The sequence below is a fragment of the Sphingopyxis sp. genome (assembly GCF_965279755.1).
In the GTDB taxonomy this organism is placed as follows: Bacteria; Pseudomonadota; Alphaproteobacteria; order Sphingomonadales; family Sphingomonadaceae; genus Sphingopyxis.
Map to the genome: position 1 here is coordinate 1562797 of NZ_OZ257261.1, position 23539 is coordinate 1586335.

A 23539-nucleotide genomic window follows, 5' to 3' on the forward strand; every position below is an offset into this window, starting at 1 on the left:
CACTAAGCAGGGTCCGATGTCTGCCACCGCCCGTTCCGCCGCCAACAGCAACAGCGCCCCCGCCGCCACACCGATGATGGCGCAATATTGGTCGCTCAAGCAAAAGGCCGACGATTGCCTGCTCTTCTATCGCATGGGCGACTTTTTCGAATTGTTTTTCGACGATGCGAAGGCGGCGGCTTCGACGCTCGACATCGCGCTCACCTCGCGCGGTGAACATGGCGGCGAGCCGGTGCCGATGTGCGGCGTTCCCGTCCATTCGGCCGAATCCTATCTCGCGCGGCTGATCAAGGCAGGGCACCGGGTCGCGATTGCCGAACAGGTCGAAACCCCCGCCGAGGCCAAGGCGCGCGGCGGGTCGAAGGCGCTCGTCGCGCGCGATATCGTTCGCTTCGTTACCGCAGGGACGCTGACCGAAGAAGCGCTGCTCGAAGGCCGCAGCGCCAACCGGCTCGCCGCGCTTGCCCAAGTCGGCAGCGAAGGCGAGGTGGCCATCGCCGCCGCGGATATTTCGACCGGACGGTTCGAGGTGGTGGCGGTGCGTCCCGAACAGGTCGATGCCGAACTCGCGCGGCTCGCACCGTCCGAGCTGCTCGTCAGCGAGAGTGCCGACGATGTGCCCGACTGGGTCGCGCGGCAGCTGGTGCGCCGGCCGCAATCGGATTTCTCGAGCACGACGGCACAAAAGCGCCTTGAAAGCTTCTTCGCCGTCCAGACGCTCGACGGCTTCGGCCAGTTCGGCCGCGGCGAACTGGCGGCGATGGGTGCGCTTGTTGCCTATCTCGATCATGTCTCGACCGGTCAGCCGATCTTTCTGCAGCCACCGCTTCGGCATCAGGCCTCGGGCCGGATGGCGATCGATGCGGCGACGCGCGAAAGCCTCGAACTCGTCCGTACGATGGCGGGGGCCCGCGACGGCAGCCTGCTCGGGACGATCGACCGCACAGTGACCGCGGCGGGTGCGCGTCTGCTCGCCGACGATCTTGCGAGCCCGCTGACCGACAAGGCGGCGATCCTCGACCGCCTCGACCTCGTCGATGGCCTTGCGCGCGACGCGCTGTGGCGTGGCGATCTGCGTGCCGCGCTCCGCGCGCTGCCCGATGCCGGCCGCGCGCTCGGCCGCCTTGTTGCGGGGCGCGGCGGCCCGCGCGACCTCGCGCAGCTTCGCGATGCGCTCGGCGGCGCGCGGTTGCTCCGCGAGCGCCTCGCACGCCGTCCGGACCTGCCGCCGCTCCTGGCGCGCCTGCTTCCCGGCCTCGACGGCCATGGCGCGCTCGTCGACGAACTCACGCGTGCCCTCATCGAAACCCCGCCGGTCGACGCCGCACAGGGCGGTTATGTCGCCGAAGGTTATGACCACGCGCTCGACGCCTTGCGCGAAACCGCGCGCGACGGGCGCAAGGCGATTGCATCGCTGGAGGCGCAATATCGCGACCGGACCGGCATCGCCTCGCTCAAGATCCGCCATAACGGCGTGCTCGGTTATCATGTCGAGGTGCCGGCGAAGCATGCCGATGCGCTGATGGCGCCCGAATCGGGCTTCACGCATCGTCAGACGCTCGCTGGCGTTGTGCGGTTCAATTCGTCGGACCTTCACGAAGCCGCGAGCCGGGTCACACAGGCGGGTGTTCACGCGATCGCTGCCGAGGCCGCGCATCTCGAAGCGCTCACCGATGCGGCCGTATCGCGCCGCGAAGCGATCGCCGCGAGCTGCGACGTCCTCGCGCGGATCGATGTCGCTGCGTCGCTCGCCGATCATGCCATGAGCCACAATTGGTGCCGTCCCGACCTCGCCGATACGCCGTGTCTCGACGTGGCGGGCGGGCGGCATCCGGTCGTCGAAGCGGCGCTGGCAAAATCGGGCGAACGCTTCGTCCCCAACGATGTTTCGCTCTCCGAAACCGACCGGCTCTGGCTCGTCACCGGCCCGAACATGGGCGGTAAATCGACCTTCCTTCGCCAGAATGCGCTGATCGTCGTGCTCGCACAGGCTGGCGGCTTCGTCCCCGCCGCGTCGGCGAAGCTCGGCCTTGTCGACCGCCTCTTCAGCCGCGTCGGCGCCAGCGACAATCTGGCGCGGGGACGTTCGACCTTCATGGTCGAGATGGTCGAGACCGCGGCGATCCTCGCGCAGGCGACCCCGCAAAGCTTCGTGATCCTCGACGAGGTCGGTCGCGGCACCTCGACCTATGACGGGCTTGCGCTCGCCTGGTCGGTGGTCGAGGCGGTGCACGAGACCAACAAGTGCCGCTGCCTCTTCGCAACGCATTATCATGAGCTCACGCGCCTCGCCGAAACGCTGAACGCGCTGTCGCTTCACCACGTTCGCGCGCGCGAATGGCAGGGCGATCTGGTGCTGCTCCACGAGGTTGCCGAGGGTCCGGCGGACCGCAGCTATGGCTTGGCGGTCGCGCGCCTCGCGGGTGTGCCGGCCGGGGTCGTCAAACGCGCCGAAGCGGTGCTCGCCAAGCTTGAGGCCGGGCGCGAAAAGACCGGCGGACTTGCCGCGGGGCTGGATGATCTGCCTCTCTTCGCCGCGACGCTCGCCGAAGCCCCGGCGGCGGTGCAGGATGCGCTACGTGATGCGCTGGCAGGGATCGATCCCGACGCGCTCGCCCCGCGCGAAGCGCTCGACGCGCTCTATCGACTGAAACAGATTCTGGTCGACGAGACATGAGCGATCTGTTCGATAATCTCGACGACCGCCGCGCGATCATCGACCGCCGCGTGCTGTCGGACCGGCTTCGCGAGATTGCCGAGGAGACGAGCGATTCGGGCAAGCGCCGGCGGGCGATGGTCGATCTGCTGAAGGATGCGCTCGAAACGGGGCGCGCCGAGATCAACAGGCGCCTGCTGGAACATCCGTCGTCGGGGCGCATCGCCGCCACCGCGACTGCCTTTCTGATCGACCAGATCGTCCGCGTCAGCCACGACTTCACGGTCGATCATCTCTACCCCTCGGGCAATCGTTCAGCGGGTGAGCGCATCACCCTGATCGCGGTCGGCGGCTATGGGCGCGGCGAAATGGCGCCGTTCAGCGACATCGACATCGGCTTTCTGACGCCGTTCAAGCAGACGAGCTGGACCGAGCAGGTGATCGAGGCGCAACTCTACACGCTGTGGGATCTGGGGCTGAAGGTCGGGCATTCGTCGCGCTCGATCGATGAGATGATCCGCGCCGCGAAGGAGGATCTGACGATCCGCACCGCGCTGCTCGAGGCGCGCTTCATCTGGGGCGACCGCGACCTGTACGATCAGGCGGCGGCGCGTTTCGATGCCGAGGTTGTCGCGAGCAATTCGCGGGCGTTCGTCGCCGAAAAACTCGCCGAACGCGACGAGCGCCACAAGCGCATGGGCGATTCGCGCTATGTCGTCGAACCCAATGTGAAAGAAGGGAAGGGGGGGCTGCGCGACCTCCACACGCTCTTCTGGATCGGCAAGTTCATCCACCGCGTACGGACGGTGCCAGAACTGGTCGATGCCGGGCTGATGACCGCGCGCGAGCTGAGGCAATTCGAGCGGGCGGAGAATTTCCTGCTCGCGGTGCGCTGTCACCTCCACATCCTCGCGGGGCGGGCCGAGGACCGGCTGACCTTCGATTTCCAGCGCGAGATCGCGCAGCGGATGCATTTTGCCGAACGACCGGGCAAGAGCGCGGTCGAGCGCTTCATGCAGCTCTATTTCCTGCACGCGAAGGCGGTCGGCGACGTCACCGGTACCTTTCTCGCGCATCTCGACGAACAGATGGCGGCGCGCGGGCGGCGGTTCCTGCCGACGCTCCGGCGGCGGCCGGGCAAGCTCCATGGCTTTGTGCTCGACCGCGGCCGGCTGGCGCTGCCGGGCGATGACTTTTTTGCGGCGGACCCGGTGCGCCTCGTCGAGATTTTTGCTCTCGCCGACAAGCACGGGCTCGAAATCCACCCACAGGCGATGCGGCAGGCGCGCCATGACGCGAAGCTGATCGAGACGCAGGGTGTCCGCCGCATCGCGCGTGCGAACGAATTGTTCCTCGACGTGCTGACCAGTCCGCGCGATCCCGAAACGGTGCTGCGGTGGATGAACGAGGCGGGGGTATTCGGCCGCTTCGTGCCCGACTTCGGGCGCGTTGTCGCGCAGATGCAGTTCGACATGTATCATCATTATACGGTCGACGAGCATACGATCCGCGCGATCGGGCTGCTCGCGGACATCGAACAGGACCGGCTCAAGGACGACCATCCGCTCTCGACCGCGATCATGGACCAGATCCATTCGCGGCGCGTCATCTATGTCGCGGTGCTGCTCCATGACATCGCCAAGGGACGCGGCGGCGACCATAGCGTTCTTGGCGCAGAACTCGCGCTGCGCGTCTGCCCGCGGCTGGGGCTGAGCGAGGCCGAGACCGAGACGGTGTCGTGGCTGGTGCGCCATCACCTGCTGATGTCGGCGACCGCGTTCAAGCGCGATCTCGCCGACTTCAAGACGATCCTCGATTTCGCGCAGGTCGTGCAGTCGGCCGAGCGGCTCCGCCTGCTGCTCGTCCTCACCGTCGTCGACATTCGCGCGGTCGGGCCCGGGGTGTGGAACAGTTGGAAGCGGCAATTGCTGACTGAATTGTTCGATGCCGCTGAGGAAGTGCTGCGGCTCGGCCACAAGCAGCGCGGACGCGAGGCGCGGATCGAGGCGAAGAAGGAAGCGGTCGCGGGCCTTCTCGCCATGGATGAAAAGGCGTTCGCGAAGCTCGTCAAACGCCTGCCTGAAAGCTATTGGATTGCCGAGCCGGTCGAGGTGATCGCGGCCAACCTCCGCCACATTCAGGACGCCGGCGATGCGCCGCTGCATATTGCGGCGGAACCCGACGAAGACCGCGGCGCGACGCTCGTCATGGTGCTCGCCGCCGACCACCCGGGACTTTTCTATCGCATGGCAGGGGGTATTCACCTCGCCGGCGGCAACATCATCGACGCGCGCATTCATACGACGCGCGACGGGCTCGCGCTCGACAATTTCCTTGTGCAGGACCCGCTTGGCCGACCGTTTGCAGAGTCGGGGCAGATCGCGCGCCTGACCCGTGCGATCGAGGACGCGCTCGCCAACCGTCAGAAACTGCTCCCGAAACTCGAAGCGCGGGCGCTGCCGCGCACCCGCGCCGAGGCGTTCCGTATCGCGCCGAACGTCTTCATCGACAATAAGGCCTCGAACCGGTTTACCGTGATCGAGGTCAACGCGCAGGACCGCCCCGCGCTCCTCAACCAGCTCGCCTATGCGCTCTTCCAGTCAAAGGTCACGGTCCACAGCGCGCATGTCGCCACCTATGGCGAGCGCGCCGTCGATACCTTCTATGTCACCGACCTGATCGGCGACAAGATCGACAGCGCCGCACGGGTGAAGTCGCTGGAGAAGCGATTACTCGAGGCGGCGACGAGCCAGAGCGAGGAAGCGGTCGCTGCGTGACTGCCCAAGGGTAGTGAGTTGTCGCTACCTGTTCCAAAGTTCAGGAAAGTTCAGCCCTGCGCGTTCCGCGATTTGGACCGTGCAATGTGCTGGGCGCGCGTGGTCGTGGTGATACCCCGCAAGCCGGTCAGCGACCGTATTTATCCACCGAGTGAATGAGCCGGGATCGACGCTGACATAGCTGGATATTGTAGGAAAGGCCTTTTTTGAGGGCGGCAATGTCGGCTTTGGGGTGGGAAACGGACGTTCGGGTGGTAGATAAACGTCATGGGAGCAACACTCGGCGAGAATTTGCAACGCGAGTGGGATCAAGAGCCTCAGGCTCCTGATCTCTGGGAGGCTCTAAAACTCATTGATGAAGACCGGGCATCGGGCATTTCGAAGCTGACCGAGCTGTCTGCGACCGGCTCTGCGCTTGCCATGATGTATATGGGCGAAATTCTTTCCAGAGAGGAAGGTGAGAGCTCAAGCGACGTGGCTGAACGTTGGCTCCTGAGATCGGCGGAAGCTGGATCAATCGAGGGGCGCTTTCAACTTGCGACGCACTACGAACGGGTAAGAGCAGGTCAAAGGGCAATCGAAGAGCACAAAAAGCTGGCGGAGGTCGGCTATGCCCCGGCGATGTATTTACTTGGGTCGATCTTTTATAGCGGGACTTTGGTTGATCGCGACATTCACAAGGCCGTGAAGTTCTTCGAGCAAGCCAAGAACGCCGGCCATCTCCCTGCGATGGGATACCTGTCATGGATATATCGCAGCGAAAGCTTCGGTTGGAAGAGTAAGTTGCGAGCACACTGGAACTGCCTTGTCAAAATTCCAGCCGTGATCTGGTTTGTTGCTCGACACCCTCATAGTGACCGAATGCGCGGTTTCAGTCTCCCGTGGTCGCCCGGTTGATCCGACATTGGTGAATGTCCGCAACCGGTCGCTTGCTGCCATCGCATCAGTTCGGCGAACGACGGCGCAAATGTGATTGGGAAGCGGACGACTACCGGCTGCTGTTTTGGGCGGGAGCGAAATGGCTTACTACTAACAAGGAAGTCCCATCCTCGCGGCCCGCTATAGTTTTTCCTGTTACAAAGACTGCACGCTCGATAGGCTCTTGCTGGGGCTCATCGCGGAGGCGCCGAGTGATCAGATCGTAATCTTGCTCAGCCTCCGCCGATCCAAATCGAAAACCTAATCCACCTTGGCACCCAGCTTGCGTTAAGCGTGCTCCGCATTCGATGCAGCCTGTCCCAGCCCAAGACCGCAGGATTGCCGTACCCTTTACATTGTCGCCAACCTTCGGCCACGAGCATGATCCGTCTCCCAGCACCACCGGCTGCGAACTACATCCTCCCAAAACGAGGAAAATTGTCAGGGGAACGACAGCCAAAATCTGTTGTAAAAAGGCGGATCGCGTACGCATAGCCGCAAGATAGTCTCAGCACTGAGTGTCCGCAATTGGGTCGATACCGGCCATATTGTCATAAGTAGCCAGATGGCCTTATGCGCGCAGCGTCGCTCCAAGCTTCGCCGCCGCTGCGACAATTTTGTCGGCGATCGCTTTCAGATCCGCTTCGGCAAAACTCTTCTCCAGCGGCTGCAGCTCGACCTCGACCGCCAGGCTCACCTGACCTTCGGGGACGCCCTGTCCGGCAAAGCGGTCGAACAGCCGGGCGTCGACGATCGCCGCCTTGTCGGCACCGCGGATCGCGCGAACGAGATCGCCTGCCGCCAGACCCTCGGGCGCGAGGAAGGCGAAGTCGCGGCGCACCGACTGCAGCGCGGGTGGCGTAAAGGCCGCTCGCGCCGGGCCGCTCGCGCGCTTCGCCGGGATCGCGTCGAGGAAGATCTGCACCGCCATTACCGGGCCGTCGACGTCGAAATGCTTCGTCAGCGCCGGATGTAGCGCGCCGAACTCGGCAAGGACGGCCTTGGGGCCGAGGCGCAGTGTGGCCGACTGGCCGGGGTGCCAGATGCCCGCATCGGCGACCGCTTCCATGACCTGTAGCCGGTCGGCGGGCGCGCCCGCGGCGTCCAGCAGCGCGAGCGCCGCCGCCTTGGCGTCGAACGCATCGAAGGGCGCGGCCTTGCCCGCCTGCCAGCCGCGCGCGGTCTTTGCCCCGGCCATCAGCACGCCCAGCGTCGGGTGCTCGGCCGCGCCGATATAGCGGCGGCCGATCTCGAACAGGCGGATGCTGTCGGCGCCGCGATTCTGGTTGCGTGCGGCGGCCGCGAGCAGACCGGGTAGCAGCGACGGGCGCATGACCTTCAGATCTTCGCTGATCGGGTTCGCAAGGCTCCATGTGCCGCCGCCAAAGGGCGCCGCCTCGCGCTCGCTGATGAATGACCAGGTCACCGCCTCGTGGAAGCCCGCCGCCGCCGCAGCGCGGCGCGCGCGGCGTTCGATAAGCTGCTCGGCGGTTGCGGTCGGCTTTGCGACGCCATCGGTGCGCGGCAAGGGCGTCGATCCGATCGCGTCGAAACCGGTGATGCGTGTGACTTCCTCGACGATGTCGGGCGCCGCATCGACGTCGCGGCGCCAGCTCGGTACCGCGATGCGCCACGGATTGTCCTCGGTCACACCGAAGCCCAGCGCCTCCAGGATCGCGCGCTGCTTCGCGGGTTCGATCGCGATGCCGCCGAGCGTTGCCGACAGCGACGGGTCGTAATCGATGATCTTGTCCGCCACGGGCGGCGAGCCTGCACGTGTTACTGCAGACGGGGTGCCGCCGCAGATATCGAGCACATAGTGCGTCACGATCGCGGTGCCTTCGTCGAGGAAGGCCGGATCGACCCCGCGCTCGAACCGGCTCCGCGCGTCGCTGGTCAGCGCCAGTGCCTGTCCGGTGAGCGCGATGCGTTCGGGAGTGAAATAGGCGATTTCGATCAGGACGTCGGTCGTCGTCTCGCTGCAGCCTGAATGCTCGCCGCCCATGATACCGGCGATGTCGTGAACCTCGCGTTCGTCGGCAATCACGGTCATCGTGTCGGTGAGGCTATATTCCTTGCCGTTGAGCGCGACCGCGGTCTCGCCCTCTTTCGCACGCCGCGCGACGAGCGTACCGTGAATTGTGGAGCGATCATAGATATGGCTCGGGCGGCCGAGGTCGAACATTACATAATTGCTGATGTCGACGAGCGCCGAGATCGAGCGCTGGCCAATCGCTTCGAGGCGGCGGCGCATCCATTCGGGGGTCGGAACCCGGTTGTCGACGCCGGCGATAGTCCGGCCGTAGAAGGCGGGGCAGGCATCGGGGGCTTCGGTGCGGATCTCGGTCGCGGGGGCGCCTTCGCCGTCGATCGCCGGGATGGCCAGCGGCTTCAGCGTGCCGAGCCCGGCGGCGGCGAGGTCGCGCGCAATGCCGCGCACGCCCATGCAATCCTGCCGGTTCGGGGTGATCGAAATGTCGATCACCGGATCGCCCGCGCCCGAATAATCGGCGAAGCTGGCGCCGATCGGGGCGTCGGCGGGCAATTCGATGATGCCGTCATGGTCGTCGCCCAGCTCGAGTTCGCGCGTCGAGCACATCATGCCGTTCGATTCGACCCCGCGCACCGCGGCGACCTTCAGCTCCATGCCGTTCACCGGCACCACCGCGCCGGGCAGGCCGAGTACGCCGACCAGCCCCCCGCGCGCGTTCGGGGCGCCGCACACGACCTGCAGCACGGCCTCGCCGGTATCGACGGTCAGCACCTGCAGCTTGTCGGCCTGCGGGTGCTTTTCGGCGGTCAGCACCTTTGCGACGCGAAAACCTGCGAGCTTTTCGGCCGGATTTTCGACGCCTTCGACCTCATGGCCGATGCGGTTGAGCGTCGCGACGACGTCATCGACGCCATAGGCGCCGTCCAGATGCTCTTTCAGCCAGTCGAGGGTGATCTTCATGCCGAAATCCCCCCGCTCAGCGTCGGCACAGTCAGCGCGCCGAACCCGTAATGCGACAACCAGCGCAGATCGCCGTCAAAGAAGGCGCGGAGGTCATCCATGCCATATTTGAGCATCGCGATGCGATCGATCCCGATGCCGAAGGCAAAGCCTTGCCACTCGTCAGGATCAAGCCCGCAATTGGCGATCACGCGGCGATTCACCATGCCGCTGCCGAGCAGTTCCATCCACGCATGGCCTTCGTCGTCGCCGTTGCCACCGACGATTCGGCGACCCTTTTCCTGCTTGTAGCCGACATCGACCTCAGCCGAGGGCTCGGTGAAGGGGAAATAGCTGGGGCGCAGACGGAGCACGATGTCATCCCGCTCGAAAAAGGCCTTGAGGAAGGTTTCGAGCGTCCATTTGAGATGGCCCATGTGGATGCCGCGGTCGATGACGAGGCCTTCGACCTGATGGAACATCGGCGTGTGCGTCGCGTCGCTGTCGCTGCGATAGACGCGGCCCGGCGCGATGATGCGGATCGGCGGTTCCTGCGACATCATCGTGCGGATCTGCACCGGCGAGGTGTGCGTGCGCAGCAGCATCGCGCGGCCTTCCTCGTTCTTGTCCGGGAAATAGAAGGTGTCGTGCATCGCGCGCGCGGGGTGCGTCTCGGGAATATTGAGCGCGGTGAAATTGCGCCAGTCGTCCTCGATCTCGGGACCGGTAGCGACTGCGAAGCCCATGTCGGCGAAGATCTCGGCCAGTTCGTCCATCACCTGGCTCACCGGATGGACGCTGCCCGTGGGCGCTGCGGCGGCGGGAAGTGTCATGTCGAGCCGCTCGCCCGCCAGCCTGGCATCGAGCGCTGCGCCTTCGAGCGCAGCCTTGCGTGTGGCAATCGCCGCAGTGACCGCTTCACGCAGCGTGTGGATTTTCGGACCCTCGACCTGCCGCTCTTCGGGGGTCATGCCGCCCAGCGTTTTCAGAAGGCCGGTGATACTGCCCGCCTTGCCGAGCGACGCGACGCGCAGCGCCTCGACCGCGTCCAGATCGGCAGCCGCTTCGATTTCGCCCACCAGCTTTGCCTGCAGGGCCTGTGTCTCGCTCATCGTCGTTCGTCCTGTTCCGGCGGCTTCGCGCTGCCGGCCTGCGTTTCTTTGTCTTTATGGATACGGCGGCGGACCGCACGTCTTCGCCGCCGCTTGCACCGAACGCGCCGCGCGGGTCAAGTCTGTTGGCGGAAAAGCGCGGCTATCCAGCGGGTTTGTGGAGGCCTTGGACCGCTTCGCCGATCGCTGCGGCGCGGCCGCGGGCCGCGGCGGCGAGGATCGGCTTCGGCCGCGCGGCATAGGCGCGCGGGCTCATCCCCATGAAGCGTTTGAAATCGCGCGTGAACTGCGCTTGGTCATAATAATGATAATCGAGCGTCTCGATCCAGCTCATCGACGGGTCGAGCATGAACCGCGCAAGGCTGCGCAGGAAGCGCTGGCGACGCAGCAGCAATTTCGGCGGGAAACCAAAGGCACGCCGCGACAATCGCTCGACCGACCGTTCGGATATTCCGAGCGTTCCCGAGAGGTCGGATACGCTGGTCAGATCATCGTCGACAAGCGCGGCATGTGCCGCGAAGATTGCCGGATCGTCGCGCGGCGCGTCGGCGATCAGGCCGGCGAAATGCTCGTCGAGCAGCCGCGCTGCGGCTTCGACGTCATTCGCTTCGCGCAACCGGCGCGCTAGCGGGGCATGCGCAGCGAACGCCGGATGCGCGGCGCCATCGACGAAGCGGTCGGCGAAATCCTCGGCCGGGACCGCGAAGAATTTGGCCCAGCCGGCAGGCAGGAAGCCGATGCCCCAGGCGCGCATCGGGCCGACTTCGAAATAGGTCGCCTTGCTCGTCGGGCCGACGACGATGAAAGACGGCGTCGCTTCGGGGGCTTCCCCGCCCACCCCGGCGCGCGACGGCTCGCCGTCGATAAAGCGCAGATTCGCCCATTCGGGATGCAGATAATCGTCGATCCATGTGCCCGGCGGTGCATCGACTTCGGTCAGGTAGATGATGCTGCAATAGGGGGCGAGTGCGGCGGACACGGGAAAGAAGCGCGTTGCCACACGCACGCCGTTCGCCGGCCCGCTTGCAGATTCTCCCACGGTCATGACGTCATTCCATGCGGAGGTGCGCGTAAAAAAACAACAGCCTAGGGGTGTCCCGTGTCGGGTTTTTACAATTTTTGCCGCTCCGGCGACGGCATATGTCGCGTCATAGGGACACTTCCGCCGGCCGTAAGCTTTCTGCGACCCACGGCTATCCGGTTCGGAGGGAGGGGGGCGATGGTTTTCCAATGAACCATTGTCGGAACGGCGCGAAGGGAGACCTTCGCGCCGTTCCTGTTTTGCGGACACGAAAAAGGGCGGCCCCGTCGGGACCGCCCTTTTGCTTTAGCGATAGCCGTAAGGCTCAGGCTGCCTTGGGCAGCGCTGCCTTCGCCTGCGCGATGATCGCGGTGAAGACACCGCCTTCGTTCATCGCGAGGTCGGCCATGACCTTCCGGTCGAGTTCGATCCCGGCGAGCTTCACCCCGTGCATGAACTGCGAATAGGTGAGGCCTTCGGCGCGAACTGCGGCGTTGATGCGCTGGATCCACAGGCCGCGGAAGCTCCGCTTCTTAACCTTGCGATCGCGATAGGCATATTGGCCGGCCTTTTCGACGGCCTGCTTGGCGACACGGATGGTATTCTTGCGACGGCCATAATAGCCCTTCGCCTGCTCCAAAACCCGCTTGTGCTTGGCGCGCGTGGTTACGCCGCGTTTGATGCGTGACATGGTCTAGCGCTCCTTACTTCAGGCCGTAGGGCGCCCAGAGGCGCACATGGGCCGCGTCCGAATCGCTGAGCACGCTGGTGCCGCGGTTGGTGCGGATATATTTCGAGTTATGCGAAATCAGGCGGTGGCGCTTGCCGGCGACGCCGTGCTTCACCTTGCCCGAGGCGGTGAATTTGAAGCGTTTCTTCACACCGCTCTTGGTCTTCATTTTGGGCATTTTGGTCTCCTCTTGAAGTCCGTTTGCGTATCGGCCTGGCAGCCCTTTCAGCCAGCCGGTACAATCGGAAGCGGCGCGCTTAGGGGGATTCGCGCGGAAATGCAAGCGATTCGGGCGCGGGAACTTGCCCTTTGTGTGGGCGATCGACCAGCACCGCAATCGCGGCGCCCGCTGCGTAGCAGACGATATCCCCGATGCTGAAGACGGTTCCGAACAGGATGCGCGCGGCGTCATGGTCGCCAAGGCCGAGCAGATGCAGTAAATTCGCCGCTTGGCCAAACTCGACAAGGACGCCTGCGAAAAAGGCGATGATCGCGGCCGGTACGACACGCAAGGCCGTCACCGCGCGCAATGCCAGATAGACGAGGATTACCGCGAGTATGTCGCCCACATAAGGGCGGACGATGCGATCGCGAACCCATAGCGCGATCGCAATTTCGATCAGCAGCACGAGGAGGGCGGCGAGTGCGTAGCGGGGCCGCCAGGTCAGGGCAGGCATCATCCGCTCCTCTTTCAGTGGTGGCAGGCGAGGCCTTCGATTACATCCTCGAGCCGTGCGGGGTCGCCGAGCGCGATGACATGGCCGCTGCTGTCGGCGTTGAGCGGGTCGCCGTTCCAGTCGCACATCGTCCCGCCCGCACCCTCGACAACGGGGACCAGCGCGGCGAAATCGTGGAGTTTCAGCCCGGCTTCGACCACCATATCGATATGCCCGCTCGCGAGCAGGCCGTAGTTGTAGCAGTCGCCGCCGAAGACCATCCGCTTGTGCGAGGTCTGTGCCGCGAGCGCCATGAAATGCTCGCCGTCATGATCGCTGAAATATTGCGGGCCGGTGGTCGCCAGCACGGCATCGGACAGGTTGCGGCAGGTGCGGGTCGCGGCGGGCTTGCCGTTAAACAGCGTCGGCTGCCCCATTGCGCCGACCCAGCGCTCGCCCGCGATCGGCTGGTCGATGATCCCGATCAGCGGCCAACCGTCCTGCAGCAGCGCGATCAGCGTGCCGAAGATCGGACGCCCGGCCATAAAGCTGACGGTACCGTCGATCGGGTCGAGCACCCATTGCCGCGACGCCTCGCTGCGTTCGGCGCCATATTCCTCGCCGATGATGCCGTCGCGCGGCGCCTCGGCATCGAGCAGGCGGCGCATCGCCGCCTCGGCGGCGCGATCAGCCTCGGTCACTGGCGATGCGTCGGCCTTGGCCTCATGCGCATAGGCCGATCGGAACAGCGGGCGAATGGTTGCGCCCGCCGCGTCGGCAAGGCGATGGGCGAGGGCGATATCGGATTCGAGAGACATGTCAGTCGAACAGGCTCGAAACGCTCGATTCGTCGGCGATGCGCTTGATCGCCTCGCCAAGCAACGGCGCGACGGTGAGGGCGCGGACCTTGCTGCTGTCGTTCACGGCGTCGGTCGGCTGGATCGAATCGGTGATGACGAGTTCGGTGAGCTCGCTCGCGTCGACACGCGCCACGGCGCCTCCCGACAGCACACCATGCGTACAATAAGCGACGACCCCTTCGGCACCGGCGGCCTTCAGCGCGGCGGCAGCGTTGCAGAGCGTGCCCGCCGAATCGACGATGTCGTCGATCAGGATGCAAAAGCGGCCCTTCACGTCGCCGATGATGTTCATCACTTCCGATTCGCCGGCGCGTTCGCGGCGCTTGTCGACGATCGCCAGCGGCGCGTTGTCGAGGCGCTTCGCCAGCGCGCGGGCGCGGACCACGCCGCCGACGTCGGGCGAGACGACCATCAGATTCTTGTCGCCGAAGCGGGCCTGAATGTCGGCGCTCATCACCGGCGCGGCATAGAGATTGTCGGTCGGAATGTCGAAGAAGCCCTGGATCTGGCCCGCGTGCAGGTCGATCGCGAGGACACGGTCGGCGCCCGAGGTGGTGATCAGGTTCGCGACGAGCTTGGCCGAGATCGGCGTGCGCGGGCCGGGCTTCCGGTCCTGGCGGGCATAGCCGAAATAGGGGACGACCGCGGTGATGCGCTTGGCCGAGGCGCGGCGGAGCGCGTCGGTGATGATCAGCAGCTCCATCAGATTGTCGTTCGCCGGAAAGTTCGTGGGCTGAACGATAAACACATCCTGGCCGCGGACATTCTCGTGGATCTCGACGAAAACCTCTTCGTCGGCGAAACGGCGCACACTGGTGTCGGTCAGCGGCAGCTCGAGATAGTCGGCGATTGCGCGGGCCAGCGGCAGATTGCTGTTGCCGGAGATGAGTTTCATGGCGTGCAAGGCCCTTTCGCGGCGGATGGGATTGCGCGCCCCCTTAGCCAGCGTGACGCAATAGGGGAAGGGTCAACTTGGCTTGTCGTTGCATGAAATGCATCGCCGAAGGTTACTTGCCGGGTTCGATGATCCGCCAGCGGCCCTCTTTCCATTGCAACTGGACCACTATCGCTTCCCACGCTCCGAACTCATTGTCGAAAAACGCCTTCGTGCGCGTCTCGTACCGGCAATCATAGGCATCGTCGCCAGTTGCTTCGCAAACGGTCCCGCGCGTTTCGACGGATGGTGCAAATTCGGCGTGAAATCGACCATCGCGTGTCGTTTCGACATAAGGCCCAATGACGCGGGTCACTTCCAGAGCCTGAATATCGGCGGCGCTCGGCGCGATGATGGCAAGCAGGATAAGCAGGCCGGGCATCAGGGGTGTATAGCATGGACAGCACGCCGTCGGAATGGGGCTACGTCACAGCCACCCTGCCGCGCGTAGCTGCGGTATCATATCGCGCGCGACCGCGGCTTCGTGACCCGATGTGAGGATTATGATTGCGCTGCGCCCCTCGCGGCGGATCGAGGCGACGGCATCCTTGGCGATCCACCAGCTGCGGTGAATGCGCAAACCTTCGGCCGGCCCCAGCCGATCGATCGCATCGCGCATCCGCATCAGAATCAGCTCCTCGCACCCATCACCGATGACGCGAACATAATGATCTTCGCCCTTCAGTGCCCGGACCGGACCGAATCCGGGCGGAAGTGGCAGGGACGCCGCAGGTTCCTGGGCGGCGGGTGCCGGTTCGGGCGCATCGGTGGCGACTTCGGCGGCAAGCGGCGCGACGCCGGGGCTTGCCGGAAGCGGAGCACGCCCGAACAGCGCGGCCATCGAGATCGACGCCACTGCCGAGATGACGCAGATATAGAGGTACATCGTCCAGAAGCCGGGTGAGCGCAGCGCCTCGGCAAAGCTCATGCGTCCGACCATCATGAGGACGATCAGCGTCACCGGAACGCTCGCGACCACGAGCGAGATCAGCCGTCCCGCAAAGCGCGGAAGCCCAGTGGCCTCGCACAGCCAGTCGGCGACGATCCCGGTCGGGCGAAAGAACAGATAGCCTGCGACCAGCCAGATCACCCAGCTCAGCATCCGGATCGCGGGCGGATTGTCGAAGGTGCCGAACGGCCCCAGCAGCCCGATGAGCAGGCCGAGCAGGACCATCGCCAGCAATTCTATCGTCAGCCGTTTCGCCATCGCCGCGTCTTGTGCGTGCCATTTCACGAAGCGTCAACGGGCAAGAACAAGGATTTCCGGCGGATTTGCGAAACTGTCGGACGCTTGGCGAAGGCGCGCTTGCCCGTGAACGGCGGCGGGGCAGGGGAAGGGCAACGAACCACCGCAACAGGATTTCGACATGACTGCATCTGCTCCTTCGCCTGCTCCGGGCACTGGCCGTTCCGCCAATCTGCGTCGCATCGGCTTCTTCATGCTGCTGATCGTCGGCGCGCTCGTTGCAGGGGCCATTCTCCGTTCGACCGGAGGCGGCGCGACCTACAAGACGCCGCCGCTCGCGATCTGGGTCCATCTCGCGACGGTCGTGCCCGCGGTGCCGCTCGGCGCCTGGCTGCTCTGGCGCAAGCGCAAGGGCGACATGGCGCACCGCATCGGCGGCCGGATATGGGCGCTGATGATGGTCGCGACGGCCATCGACAGCTTCTGGATCCGCACGATCACCGGCGGTATCGGGCCGATCCATCTCTTTTCGGTGCTGGTAATGGTTCAGGTGCCGCGCGCGATCTGGTTTGCGCGCAGCGGGCAGATCGACCGTCATATGAGGACGATGCGCGGGACATACTTCGGCCTGATCGCCGCCGGCCTGATCGCGATGGCGCCCGGACGGATGCTGTGGACGCTTCTCTTCGGTTGAACGGGACGGGTGGTTGGTCCTAAAGCCGGGGCATGACCGAGCAGCTGACCATCGTCCTTTCGCAGATGACCCAGGCGGTCGGCGATCTCGCCGCCAACACCGCCGCGATGCGCGAAGTGCGCGCGCGGCATGGCGATGCCGACCTGATCCTCTATCCCGAGCTGCAGCTGATCGGCTACCCGCCCGAGGATCTGGTGCGCAAGCCCGCGCTTGCCGCGCGCGCCGCGACGCTGCTCGCAGAGCTGGCGGCCGACACCGCCGACGGCGGCCCTGCGATGCTGGTCGGGTCGGTCGAGTGGGAGGGCGATTCGCTCTACAACATCGTCGCGCTGCTCGACGGCGGGCGCATCGTCGCGACGCGGCGCAAGCACGAGCTGCCCAATTACGGCACCTTCGACGAGAAGCGCGTCTTCGTCCCCGGCCCGCTTCCCGATATCGTCGAATGGCGCGGGATCAGGCTGGGCTTGCCGATCTGCGAGGACGGCTGGCTCCCGACCGTTTGTAAGCACCTCGCCGCACAGGGCGTCGAACTGCTGATCTCGGTCAACGGCAGCCCCTATGAGATCGACAAGGACGACCGACGCCTCAGCCAGGTGTTCGCGAGCCGCGTCGCCGAAACCGGGCTGCCGCTGATCTTCCTCAATCGGATCGGCGGGCAGGATGAGCTGGTGTTTGACGGCTGCTCCTTCGTGCTGAACGGCGACGGATCGACCGCGCACCGGCTGACCGACTGGGAGCCCGAGGAGCGCGTGACGCGCTGGAGCAAGGGCGCGGGCGGCTGGAGCTGCGACGTGGGCACGATCGCCGAATGGGAAGCGCACCCTGCCGATATCTACAGCGCGATGATCCTGAGCCTGCGCGACTATGTCGAGCGCAACCGCTTTCCCGGCGTCGTGCTCGGCCTGTCGGGCGGAATCGATTCGGCGATCTGCGCCGCGATCGCGGCCGACGCGCTCGGCCCTGACAGGGTTTGGTGCGTCATGCTGCCGAGCCGCTTCACCAGTCAGGAAAGCCTCGACGATGCGGCGGGCTGCGCGGGGATGATCGGGTGCCGACTCGACACGATCCCGATCGTGCCGGCGGTCGAGGCGTTCGACCAGATGCTCAGCGGAACCTTTGCCGACAAGGACGTCGATATCACCGAGGAGAATGTCCAGTCGCGGATCCGCGGCGTGACCCTGATGGCGCTCAGCAACAAATTCGGCCCGATGCTGCTGACGACGGGCAACAAGAGCGAGATGAGCGTCGGTTATGCGACCATCTATGGCGACATGGCGGGCGGCTATAATCCGCTGAAGGATGCGTACAAGATGACGGTGTTCGCGCTTGCCGAGTGGCGCAATGCGAACGTTCCGCGCCTGTCGCGCAACCGGGTGACGCCGGTGATGCCGGCCAATATCGTCACCAAGCCGCCGAGCGCCGAGCTGCGTCCCGACCAGAAGGACGAGGACAGCCTGCCGCCTTACGCAGATCTCGACCGGATGCTCCATATGCTCGTCGAGGAAGAAGCGAGCGTCGACGATGTTGTGGCGCGATACAGCTTCGATCGCGATGCGGTGGTGCGGATCGAACGGCTGCTGATGCTCGCCGAATATAAGCGCCGGCAAGCACCGCCGGGGGTCAAGCTGTCGACACGCAATTTCGGCCGCGACCGACGCTATCCGATCACGCACGGGTTTCGCACGGGGTAGAGGGAGAGGGTGATGGGCCTGCTGGGACCGAAGGCGCCGCCGGAGAAGGCCGGGCATGTCTTTGAGCTGCTGCGGGTCACCATTGCACTGCTGATTCTGATCCATGGCGCCTATCGGCTGGCGATGGGGCTGGTCGAACCCTTCGGGATCTGGCTCGACAGCCTTGGCTTTCCTTTCGGTTACGGTTGGGCGATGGCGGTGACGCTCTGCGAACTCGTCGGCCCTGCGCTGATACTGGCGCGGCGCTGGACCAGCTTCGCCGCGCTCGGCCATGCAGCGATCCTGACGCTCGGCATGGTCCTCGTCCATTGGCCCGCCGGCTGGTTCGTGGTCGGGGGCGGCCGCAACGGGATGGAGTATAGCGTGCTCCTGATCATATCACTGCTCGGCATCGCCTGGGTTTACTGGCCGGAGCGGCGTAGCGCCTGACTATCGCCTAGGCGGCAAATGCGGCTATAGGCGCCGCCCATGACCGTCGTTACCCGCTTCGCCCCTTCCCCGACCGGATCGCTCCATGTCGGCAATGTCCGCACTGCGCTCCATAACTGGTTGTGGGCGCGGAAGCATGGCGGCCGTTTCCTCCTCCGGATCGACGACACGGACCTCGAACGCTCCAGAGAAGAATATGTCGATGGCATTCGCGCCGATCTGTCATGGCTCGGGCTCGATGTCGACGGAGAGGAGCGCCAGTCGGCGCGCTTTGATCTCTACGAGCGTGAATTCGACAGGCTGAAGGCGGCGGGGCGTGTCTATGCCTGTTACGAGACGCCCGAGGAACTCGATATCCGCCGCAAGGTGTTGCTCTCGCGCGGGCTGCCCCCGGTGTATGAGCGCAAGCCGGCCGATGCCGCGGTTCCTGAGGGTGTTGCGCCGCACTGGCGATTCAAACTCGACCATGATTCGCCGATCGCATGGACCGATATGGTTCGCGGAGACCAGAATTTTGAACCGAAAACCATGTCCGACCCTGTCATTCGCCGTGCCGACGGCAGCTGGCTCTATCTGTTGCCGAGCGTGATCGACGATATCGACATGGGCATCACCCATGTCGTGCGCGGCGAAGACCATGTCTCGAACACCGCGGCGCAGATCCAGATGTTCGATGCTCTGGGAGCAAAGCCGCCGCAATTTGCCCACGAGGCGCTGCTCGTCGGCACCGAGGGCAAATTGTCGAAGCGTCTGGGTTCGCTCGGCATGGCAAATCTGCGCGACGAAGGTATCGAGCCGATCGCGCTGGTTGCTCTGCTCGCGCGCCTCGGGACGAGCGACCCGGTAGAGCCTGTGACAAGCGTCGCACCACTGATCGCCAGCATCGACTTCGCGCGCTTCGGGCGCGCCCCGGCGCGATTCGACGAGGCCGAACTCGCGCTTCTCAACCAGAAGATCCTGCATCACACCTATTATGCCGCGGTGGCGCCGCGCCTGCCTGCGGCGATCACCGAGGCGCGCTGGAATGCGATTCGCCCGAATTTGATGACGGTGGCCGAGGCCGCCGAGTGGAGCGCCGTGTTCGACGGTCCCTTTACACCGCCTGCGCCCGAAGAGGCTGACCGGCCGGTGATCGAAGCCGCTGCGGCCGCCGTGTCCGGCCTCGAATGGGATGCCGGGGCCTGGCCTGCGCTGACCGGCGCGGTGAAAGATGCGACGGGCGCGAAAGGCCGTGCGCTGTTCCTGCCGCTTCGCCGTGCGCTCACCGGCCGCGATCATGGCCCCGATATGGCCGAACTGCTGCCGTTGATCGTCAAGGATCAGGCGATCGCAAGGCTTTCGGCGACCTGACCCCCCCTTTATCGATGCAGCAGCCTTTTCGACTATCCCGCTTGACAAAATGAGTGATGTTATAATATCACCTTGTCAGGTCGGCCGGACAGCCAGCGGGTGATGCGGCGGCGGCGGACCTTGCCAGGCAAGGAGAGGTGCCATGACCCTGATACCCATGATGTCCGCCATCGTTGCGACGCCCAAGGGCGCGGCGGCGCCCGCCGGAGGCGCGCTGTTCGCGCGGGATAGCTATAACCCCGGAGCGGGACATCGCCCCGTCGCGGCGGCGCTCGCGTTCGGGCTTCCTGCTGCGCTTGTCATCGCGGTCGCGCTGTCGCCGATGATTATCGAGGACACGCCGCATACCAAGTCCGCACCATGGACCAGCATTCTCGTCGATCCGCCGAAGCCGCAAGAGCAGCCCGATCCGAAACCGCAGACGGATCCCGTCCAGACCCGGTTTACCGCCCCGCCGACCCCGCTCCCACCGCTGTCGGACGATTCGGCCAAGGTGCTGACCCAGCCGACGCCTTATGTTCCGCCTGCCGGCACGGGGACCGGACCCGATATCGTCGTCGACCCTCCCGCTCCGCCGCCCAAGCCGGCGCTGGTGCTCGCGCAGCTCGATCCGCGCTATGCCGGCGGCTTCCAGCCCGACTATCCGGCGCGCGAACAGCGCGAGGGGACCGAAGGTGTGGCCAAGGTGCGCGTGCTGATCGGCGCCGACGGGCGCGTCAAGGCGGTCGAGCTTGTCAGTACCGACAGCCCGGGCTTCTTCGAGGAGACGAAGCGGCGCGCCCTCGCAAAATGGCGCTTCAAGCCGGCGACGCGCGGCGGCGTGGCGGAGGAAAGCTGGCAGACGATGACCGTCCGCTTCCAGATCCGCAACGGCTGAGACCCCTCCTTTGGGGCGGGCGCGTCCCTTGCGCCCGCCCCGCTTTTGCGCGACACGCAGCTTGACATTGGCGCCGAATCCCGCCAATGGCGCCCGGATAAATGGGGGCGGCGCCCGACGCGCGGCCCTCTTTGTTTTTGCAACAACCGCCGGGGCCCCAGTCCCGCCACATGCTCCGGACGTCCGGCGCATGTGCCAAGATTTCGAGGAACAGGGCCATGGCCAAGCCGACAACCGTCAAGATCAAGCTGGTGAGCACCGCCGACACGGGCTTTTTCTACGTCACCAAAAAGAACCCGCGCACGATGACCGAAAAGATGTCGGTGCGTAAATATGACCCGCGTGTCCGCAAGCACGTCGAGTTCAAGGAATCGAAGATCAAGTGATGCGAATCCCCGCGCGGTGACCGCGCGGGTCGAATGCGTCATCCCGGACTCGATCCGGGTCCAGAAGGGCGGCCGCGTGCCGCCCTTTTTCGTGTTCGGAGCTGTAACGGCTACCGACCTTGGGGGGGATCACAGGGGGCGGACGTCCGCTTCCCACCCCTGACCCGCCACCTCAAAAATCGCGCAACGGGCGGCGGGCAGCTTCATTCTCGACGATATGCCGGATCGTGATCATCGTCTTGAACGAATGGACACCCTTGTCCTCGCCGAGCGCGCGGCGGGTGAAGACGTCATATTCCTCCATCGAGCCGACCTGGACCTTCAGCAGGAAATCATCGTCGCCGGTCACGTCCCACGCGGCGGTGATTTCGGGATGCCTGGCGATCTCGCGCGCGAAATTGTCCATCGTCTGCGGTCCCGCCTGTTGCATCTGGACGAGGACGTGCATCGTCAACGCCGAGCCGGTGAGCGCGGGATCGACGATCGCGATATCGGCGACGATTACCTTCTCTTCGCGGAGGCGGCGGAGGCGGCGCAGCACCGCCGACACCGACAGCCCGACCTTGTCGGCGAGCTCGCGCGCCGGTTGCTGATTGTCCTCCCGCACGAGGCTCAGCAGGCGGCGGTCGAAACCATCCAGATCGATCATTTTTCGCATAAAATGGACTATAACGCTAAAAATGGTCGCCGTATCGGTCAATTTCGGCGCCAATAGCCATGCCGGCGGACGTAAAATCTGGTCGTCCGCCCCGATGAGCGTCCCTGCTCCCCTTTCCCCCGGTGCGGCAGGAGACAAGACATGACCCGGATCACCCCCGAATCGAGCTGGCTGCAGCGCTTCTGGTCGACGGTCGTCGCGACGTCGGCGGCTGCGGTTGCGGTGCATTACCGCGCGCCGTGGGACCGTTCGTCCGCGCGCTGATCTGTTATCGAGTGTTGCCGGGTGCGTCAGGCGAAAGCGCCGACGCTCTCGATGAACTTGATCACCGAAATCGGCTTCGACACATAGGCTTCGGCCCCCGCGGCGCGGATCTGTTCCTCGTCGCCCTTTCCGGCATAGGCGGTCACCGCCATGATCGGCACCGCGCGCAGGGTCAGGTCGGCCTTCATCTGGCCGATTAGCTCGAGCCCGCTGACGTGCGGCAGCTGGATATCCATGATGATCAGATCAGGCGCCACTTCGCGCGCCTTTGCCAGCGCGTCGCGCCCGTCGCGTACGGGGTGGGCGCTGTAGCCGTGCGCGTTGAGCAGGTCGCAGAACAGGCGGAGGTTCAGCTCATTGTCCTCGACGACGAGGATGGTCTTGCCCATGTTATCTATGTTCCCCACCTTGCATGCGCGGCCCGTTTAGGCGAATCGGCCGCGCGACTCAATTGCCTCGCGCCGAAGGGAAATTCGCTTGCACGAAGACGATGCCGCACTGGCGCTTCAGGCGCTCGGTTGGATCCTCAGCGACGAACCGCGTGCCGAGCGACTGCTCGGCATGACGGGTCTCGACCCCGATTCGCTCCGCGCCGCGCTCGGCGAGCGCGCCACGCTCGCCGCGATATTGTCCTTTCTGACGGCCTATGAGGCCGATCTGATCGCCTGCGCCGACGCGCTCGATATCAAACCCGAAGCGATCGCCGCGGCAGCCACGCGCCTCGACGGAAACCAAAGGATGGACGCATGACCCGCCCCCCCTCCCGCCCCTTGGTCATCACCGATTGCGACGAGGTGCTGATGCACATGGTCGTCCCCTTCGCGCAGTGGGTCGATGAGGAGCATGGCGTGCTCTTTCGCATGGAAGATGCGAGCTTTGCCGGCGCGCTGAAGCGCAAGGAATGCGGTACGCCGCTGGAAGCCGCCGAGGTCTGGCCGCTGCTCGACGGCTTTTTCCGCACCGAAATGGGCCGGCAGACCGAGATCCCCGGCGCAATCGCGGCGATGGTCGCGATCGGCGACGTCGCCGACATCATCGTTCTCACCAACGTCGGCCCCGACCATCAGGCAGCGCGCAGCGAGCAGCTTGCGGCGCTGGGCTTTCACGCCCCTGTGATCGGCAGCCGCGGTGGCAAGGGCGAGCCGGTGCGCGCGCTGATCGAGGAGCATCGGCCGTCGGTCGCGGTCTTCATCGACGATTTGCCGAACCATCATCATTCGGTGGCGCTGGAAGCCCCCGACGTGTGGCGCCTCCATTTCGTCGGCGAGCCCGCGATCGCCGACAAGGTTCGCCCGGCGAAATATGCCCATGCGCGAATCGACGATTGGAACGAAGCGCGCGACTGGATATTGGCGCGGCTCACCGAAAACATCCCGGCGCCTGCTGCCGAACTCGCGTAAAGGAATTC

The 23539-nt window shown here is 65.0% G+C and carries 24 protein-coding genes; 12 read left to right on the forward strand and 12 right to left on the reverse strand.

What is annotated here, in order from left to right; translation table 11 throughout:
• Nucleotides 1–16 precede the first annotated feature (16 nt).
• The 3 genes from mutS (at nucleotide 17) to ACQY80_RS07700 (ending at nucleotide 6330) form a co-directional block, all read left to right on the forward strand.
• Entirely contained in the window at nucleotides 17–2677 is a 2661-nt protein-coding gene (gene mutS / locus ACQY80_RS07690) for a DNA mismatch repair protein MutS (protein WP_428685230.1), read from the forward strand.
• Complete coding sequence (locus tag ACQY80_RS07695; RefSeq protein ID WP_428685232.1) at nucleotides 2674–5433, forward strand: [protein-PII] uridylyltransferase; 2760 nt, start codon at nucleotides 2674–2676, stop codon at nucleotides 5431–5433. Before mutS ends, ACQY80_RS07695 begins: the two co-directional genes overlap by 4 nt.
• 267 nt (nucleotides 5434–5700) lie before the next feature.
• The gene (locus ACQY80_RS07700) at nucleotides 5701–6330 is read left to right on the forward strand and encodes a tetratricopeptide repeat protein (RefSeq protein ID WP_428685234.1); all 630 of its coding nucleotides are present in this window, start codon (nucleotides 5701–5703) and stop codon (nucleotides 6328–6330) included.
• A gap of 592 nt (nucleotides 6331–6922) precedes the next feature.
• Here the strand turns inward: ACQY80_RS07700 and pheT are convergent.
• The 10 genes from pheT to ACQY80_RS07750 all read right to left on the reverse strand — a co-directional run bounded on the left by pheT (nucleotide 6923) and on the right by ACQY80_RS07750 (nucleotide 15803).
• Complete coding sequence (gene pheT, locus ACQY80_RS07705) at nucleotides 6923–9304, reverse strand: phenylalanine--tRNA ligase subunit beta (protein WP_428685236.1); 2382 nt, start codon at nucleotides 9302–9304, stop codon at nucleotides 6923–6925.
• Nucleotides 9301–10395: a phenylalanine--tRNA ligase subunit alpha gene (gene pheS / locus ACQY80_RS07710; RefSeq protein ID WP_428685238.1), complete on the reverse strand. Its 1095-nt coding sequence runs from the start codon at nucleotides 10393–10395 to the stop codon at nucleotides 9301–9303. The genes pheT and pheS overlap by 4 nt, the downstream gene beginning before the upstream one ends.
• A 142-nt stretch (nucleotides 10396–10537) precedes the next feature.
• Nucleotides 10538–11440: a helix-turn-helix domain-containing protein gene (locus ACQY80_RS07715; RefSeq protein ID WP_428685240.1), complete on the reverse strand. Its 903-nt coding sequence runs from the start codon at nucleotides 11438–11440 to the stop codon at nucleotides 10538–10540.
• Between the two features lie 301 nt (nucleotides 11441–11741).
• Nucleotides 11742–12107, reverse strand: a complete 366-nt coding sequence (gene rplT, locus ACQY80_RS07720; RefSeq protein WP_093509889.1) for a 50S ribosomal protein L20 — start codon at nucleotides 12105–12107, stop codon at nucleotides 11742–11744.
• A gap of 13 nt (nucleotides 12108–12120) precedes the next feature.
• Nucleotides 12121–12324, reverse strand: coding sequence for a 50S ribosomal protein L35 (rpmI, locus tag ACQY80_RS07725; protein ID WP_037555449.1), 204 nt, complete (start codon nucleotides 12322–12324; stop codon nucleotides 12121–12123).
• 79 nt (nucleotides 12325–12403) lie between these two features.
• Nucleotides 12404–12826 carry a DUF2809 domain-containing protein gene (locus ACQY80_RS07730; protein ID WP_428685242.1) on the reverse strand — a complete coding sequence of 141 codons (423 nt, stop codon included), beginning with the start codon at nucleotides 12824–12826 and terminating at the stop codon, nucleotides 12404–12406.
• Between the two features lie 11 nt (nucleotides 12827–12837).
• Nucleotides 12838–13620: a histidinol-phosphatase gene (gene hisN, locus ACQY80_RS07735; RefSeq protein WP_428685244.1), complete on the reverse strand. Its 783-nt coding sequence runs from the start codon at nucleotides 13618–13620 to the stop codon at nucleotides 12838–12840.
• Nucleotide 13621: 1 nt separating this feature from the next.
• Nucleotides 13622–14557 (reverse strand): ribose-phosphate pyrophosphokinase, encoded by a 936-nt coding sequence (locus ACQY80_RS07740; protein ID WP_428685246.1) that lies wholly within the window; start codon nucleotides 14555–14557, stop codon nucleotides 13622–13624.
• Between the two features lie 112 nt (nucleotides 14558–14669).
• Nucleotides 14670–14978 (reverse strand): hypothetical protein, encoded by a 309-nt coding sequence (locus ACQY80_RS07745; RefSeq protein ID WP_428685248.1) that lies wholly within the window; start codon nucleotides 14976–14978, stop codon nucleotides 14670–14672.
• Between the two features lie 45 nt (nucleotides 14979–15023).
• Complete coding sequence (locus tag ACQY80_RS07750; protein WP_428685250.1) at nucleotides 15024–15803, reverse strand: LytTR family DNA-binding domain-containing protein; 780 nt, start codon at nucleotides 15801–15803, stop codon at nucleotides 15024–15026.
• A gap of 160 nt (nucleotides 15804–15963) precedes the next feature.
• Here ACQY80_RS07750 and ACQY80_RS07755 point away from each other — a divergent pair, with 160 nt between their 5' ends.
• The 6 genes from ACQY80_RS07755 to rpmG all read left to right on the forward strand — a co-directional run bounded on the left by ACQY80_RS07755 (nucleotide 15964) and on the right by rpmG (nucleotide 21209).
• On the forward strand, nucleotides 15964–16476 hold the full coding sequence (locus tag ACQY80_RS07755) for a DUF2306 domain-containing protein (protein ID WP_428685252.1): 513 nt from the start codon (nucleotides 15964–15966) through the stop codon (nucleotides 16474–16476).
• A 32-nt stretch (nucleotides 16477–16508) separates the two neighbouring features.
• Nucleotides 16509–18167: an NAD+ synthase gene (locus ACQY80_RS07760; RefSeq protein ID WP_428685254.1), complete on the forward strand. Its 1659-nt coding sequence runs from the start codon at nucleotides 16509–16511 to the stop codon at nucleotides 18165–18167.
• A gap of 12 nt (nucleotides 18168–18179) precedes the next feature.
• Complete coding sequence (locus ACQY80_RS07765) at nucleotides 18180–18596, forward strand: DoxX family protein (RefSeq protein WP_428685256.1); 417 nt, start codon at nucleotides 18180–18182, stop codon at nucleotides 18594–18596.
• Between the two features lie 39 nt (nucleotides 18597–18635).
• Complete coding sequence (gene gltX, locus ACQY80_RS07770) at nucleotides 18636–19946, forward strand: glutamate--tRNA ligase (RefSeq protein WP_428685258.1); 1311 nt, start codon at nucleotides 18636–18638, stop codon at nucleotides 19944–19946.
• Between the two features lie 142 nt (nucleotides 19947–20088).
• Nucleotides 20089–20823 carry a TonB family protein gene (locus tag ACQY80_RS07775; protein WP_428685260.1) on the forward strand — a complete coding sequence of 245 codons (735 nt, stop codon included), beginning with the start codon at nucleotides 20089–20091 and terminating at the stop codon, nucleotides 20821–20823.
• Between the two features lie 218 nt (nucleotides 20824–21041).
• Nucleotides 21042–21209, forward strand: a complete 168-nt coding sequence (rpmG, locus tag ACQY80_RS07780; protein ID WP_058818055.1) for a 50S ribosomal protein L33 — start codon at nucleotides 21042–21044, stop codon at nucleotides 21207–21209.
• Nucleotides 21210–21381: 172 nt separating this feature from the next.
• Here rpmG and ACQY80_RS07785 read toward each other — a convergent pair whose 3' ends face one another.
• Nucleotides 21382–21858, reverse strand: a complete 477-nt coding sequence (locus ACQY80_RS07785) for an Lrp/AsnC family transcriptional regulator (RefSeq protein WP_428685262.1) — start codon at nucleotides 21856–21858, stop codon at nucleotides 21382–21384.
• 150 nt (nucleotides 21859–22008) lie between these two features.
• Here ACQY80_RS07785 and ACQY80_RS07790 point away from each other — a divergent pair, with 150 nt between their 5' ends.
• Entirely contained in the window at nucleotides 22009–22131 is a 123-nt protein-coding gene (locus tag ACQY80_RS07790) for a hypothetical protein (RefSeq protein WP_428685264.1), read from the forward strand.
• Nucleotides 22132–22157: 26 nt separating this feature from the next.
• On the opposite strand, the gene ACQY80_RS07795 is transcribed toward ACQY80_RS07790, so the two are convergent.
• Nucleotides 22158–22520, reverse strand: a complete 363-nt coding sequence (locus ACQY80_RS07795; RefSeq protein ID WP_428685266.1) for a response regulator — start codon at nucleotides 22518–22520, stop codon at nucleotides 22158–22160.
• An 88-nt stretch (nucleotides 22521–22608) separates the two neighbouring features.
• Here ACQY80_RS07795 and ACQY80_RS07800 point away from each other — a divergent pair, with 88 nt between their 5' ends.
• Entirely contained in the window at nucleotides 22609–22881 is a 273-nt protein-coding gene (locus ACQY80_RS07800) for a DUF3572 domain-containing protein (protein ID WP_428685268.1), read from the forward strand.
• Nucleotides 22878–23531: an HAD family hydrolase gene (locus tag ACQY80_RS07805; RefSeq protein ID WP_428685270.1), complete on the forward strand. Its 654-nt coding sequence runs from the start codon at nucleotides 22878–22880 to the stop codon at nucleotides 23529–23531. The genes ACQY80_RS07800 and ACQY80_RS07805 overlap by 4 nt, the downstream gene beginning before the upstream one ends.
• The last annotated feature ends 8 nt before the right edge of the window (nucleotides 23532–23539 follow it).

Excerpts from the sequence above, each read along its gene's own strand:
- mutS (WP_428685230.1), top strand. The coding sequence starts at position 17 with ATGTCTGCCACCGCCCGTTCCGCCGCCAACAGCAACAGCGCCCCCGCC.
- ACQY80_RS07695 (WP_428685232.1), top strand. The coding sequence starts at position 2,674 with ATGAGCGATCTGTTCGATAATCTCGACGACCGCCGCGCGATCATCGAC.
- ACQY80_RS07700 (WP_428685234.1), top strand. The coding sequence starts at position 5,701 with ATGGGAGCAACACTCGGCGAGAATTTGCAACGCGAGTGGGATCAAGAG.
- pheT (WP_428685236.1), bottom strand. The coding sequence starts at position 9,304 with ATGAAGATCACCCTCGACTGGCTGAAAGAGCATCTGGACGGCGCCTAT.
- pheS (WP_428685238.1), bottom strand. The coding sequence starts at position 10,395 with ATGAGCGAGACACAGGCCCTGCAGGCAAAGCTGGTGGGCGAAATCGAA.
- ACQY80_RS07715 (WP_428685240.1), bottom strand. The coding sequence starts at position 11,440 with ATGACCGTGGGAGAATCTGCAAGCGGGCCGGCGAACGGCGTGCGTGTG.
- rplT (WP_093509889.1), bottom strand. The coding sequence starts at position 12,107 with ATGTCACGCATCAAACGCGGCGTAACCACGCGCGCCAAGCACAAGCGG.
- rpmI (WP_037555449.1), bottom strand. The coding sequence starts at position 12,324 with ATGCCCAAAATGAAGACCAAGAGCGGTGTGAAGAAACGCTTCAAATTC.
- ACQY80_RS07730 (WP_428685242.1), bottom strand. The coding sequence starts at position 12,826 with ATGATGCCTGCCCTGACCTGGCGGCCCCGCTACGCACTCGCCGCCCTC.
- hisN (WP_428685244.1), bottom strand. The coding sequence starts at position 13,620 with ATGTCTCTCGAATCCGATATCGCCCTCGCCCATCGCCTTGCCGACGCG.
- ACQY80_RS07740 (WP_428685246.1), bottom strand. The coding sequence starts at position 14,557 with ATGAAACTCATCTCCGGCAACAGCAATCTGCCGCTGGCCCGCGCAATC.
- ACQY80_RS07745 (WP_428685248.1), bottom strand. The coding sequence starts at position 14,978 with ATGCCCGGCCTGCTTATCCTGCTTGCCATCATCGCGCCGAGCGCCGCC.
- ACQY80_RS07750 (WP_428685250.1), bottom strand. The coding sequence starts at position 15,803 with ATGGCGAAACGGCTGACGATAGAATTGCTGGCGATGGTCCTGCTCGGC.
- ACQY80_RS07755 (WP_428685252.1), top strand. The coding sequence starts at position 15,964 with ATGACTGCATCTGCTCCTTCGCCTGCTCCGGGCACTGGCCGTTCCGCC.
- ACQY80_RS07760 (WP_428685254.1), top strand. The coding sequence starts at position 16,509 with ATGACCGAGCAGCTGACCATCGTCCTTTCGCAGATGACCCAGGCGGTC.
- ACQY80_RS07765 (WP_428685256.1), top strand. The coding sequence starts at position 18,180 with ATGGGCCTGCTGGGACCGAAGGCGCCGCCGGAGAAGGCCGGGCATGTC.
- gltX (WP_428685258.1), top strand. The coding sequence starts at position 18,636 with ATGACCGTCGTTACCCGCTTCGCCCCTTCCCCGACCGGATCGCTCCAT.
- ACQY80_RS07775 (WP_428685260.1), top strand. The coding sequence starts at position 20,089 with ATGACCCTGATACCCATGATGTCCGCCATCGTTGCGACGCCCAAGGGC.
- rpmG (WP_058818055.1), top strand. The coding sequence starts at position 21,042 with ATGGCCAAGCCGACAACCGTCAAGATCAAGCTGGTGAGCACCGCCGAC.
- ACQY80_RS07785 (WP_428685262.1), bottom strand. The coding sequence starts at position 21,858 with ATGATCGATCTGGATGGTTTCGACCGCCGCCTGCTGAGCCTCGTGCGG.
- ACQY80_RS07790 (WP_428685264.1), top strand. The coding sequence starts at position 22,009 with ATGACCCGGATCACCCCCGAATCGAGCTGGCTGCAGCGCTTCTGGTCG.
- ACQY80_RS07795 (WP_428685266.1), bottom strand. The coding sequence starts at position 22,520 with ATGGGCAAGACCATCCTCGTCGTCGAGGACAATGAGCTGAACCTCCGC.
- ACQY80_RS07805 (WP_428685270.1), top strand. The coding sequence starts at position 22,878 with ATGACCCGCCCCCCCTCCCGCCCCTTGGTCATCACCGATTGCGACGAG.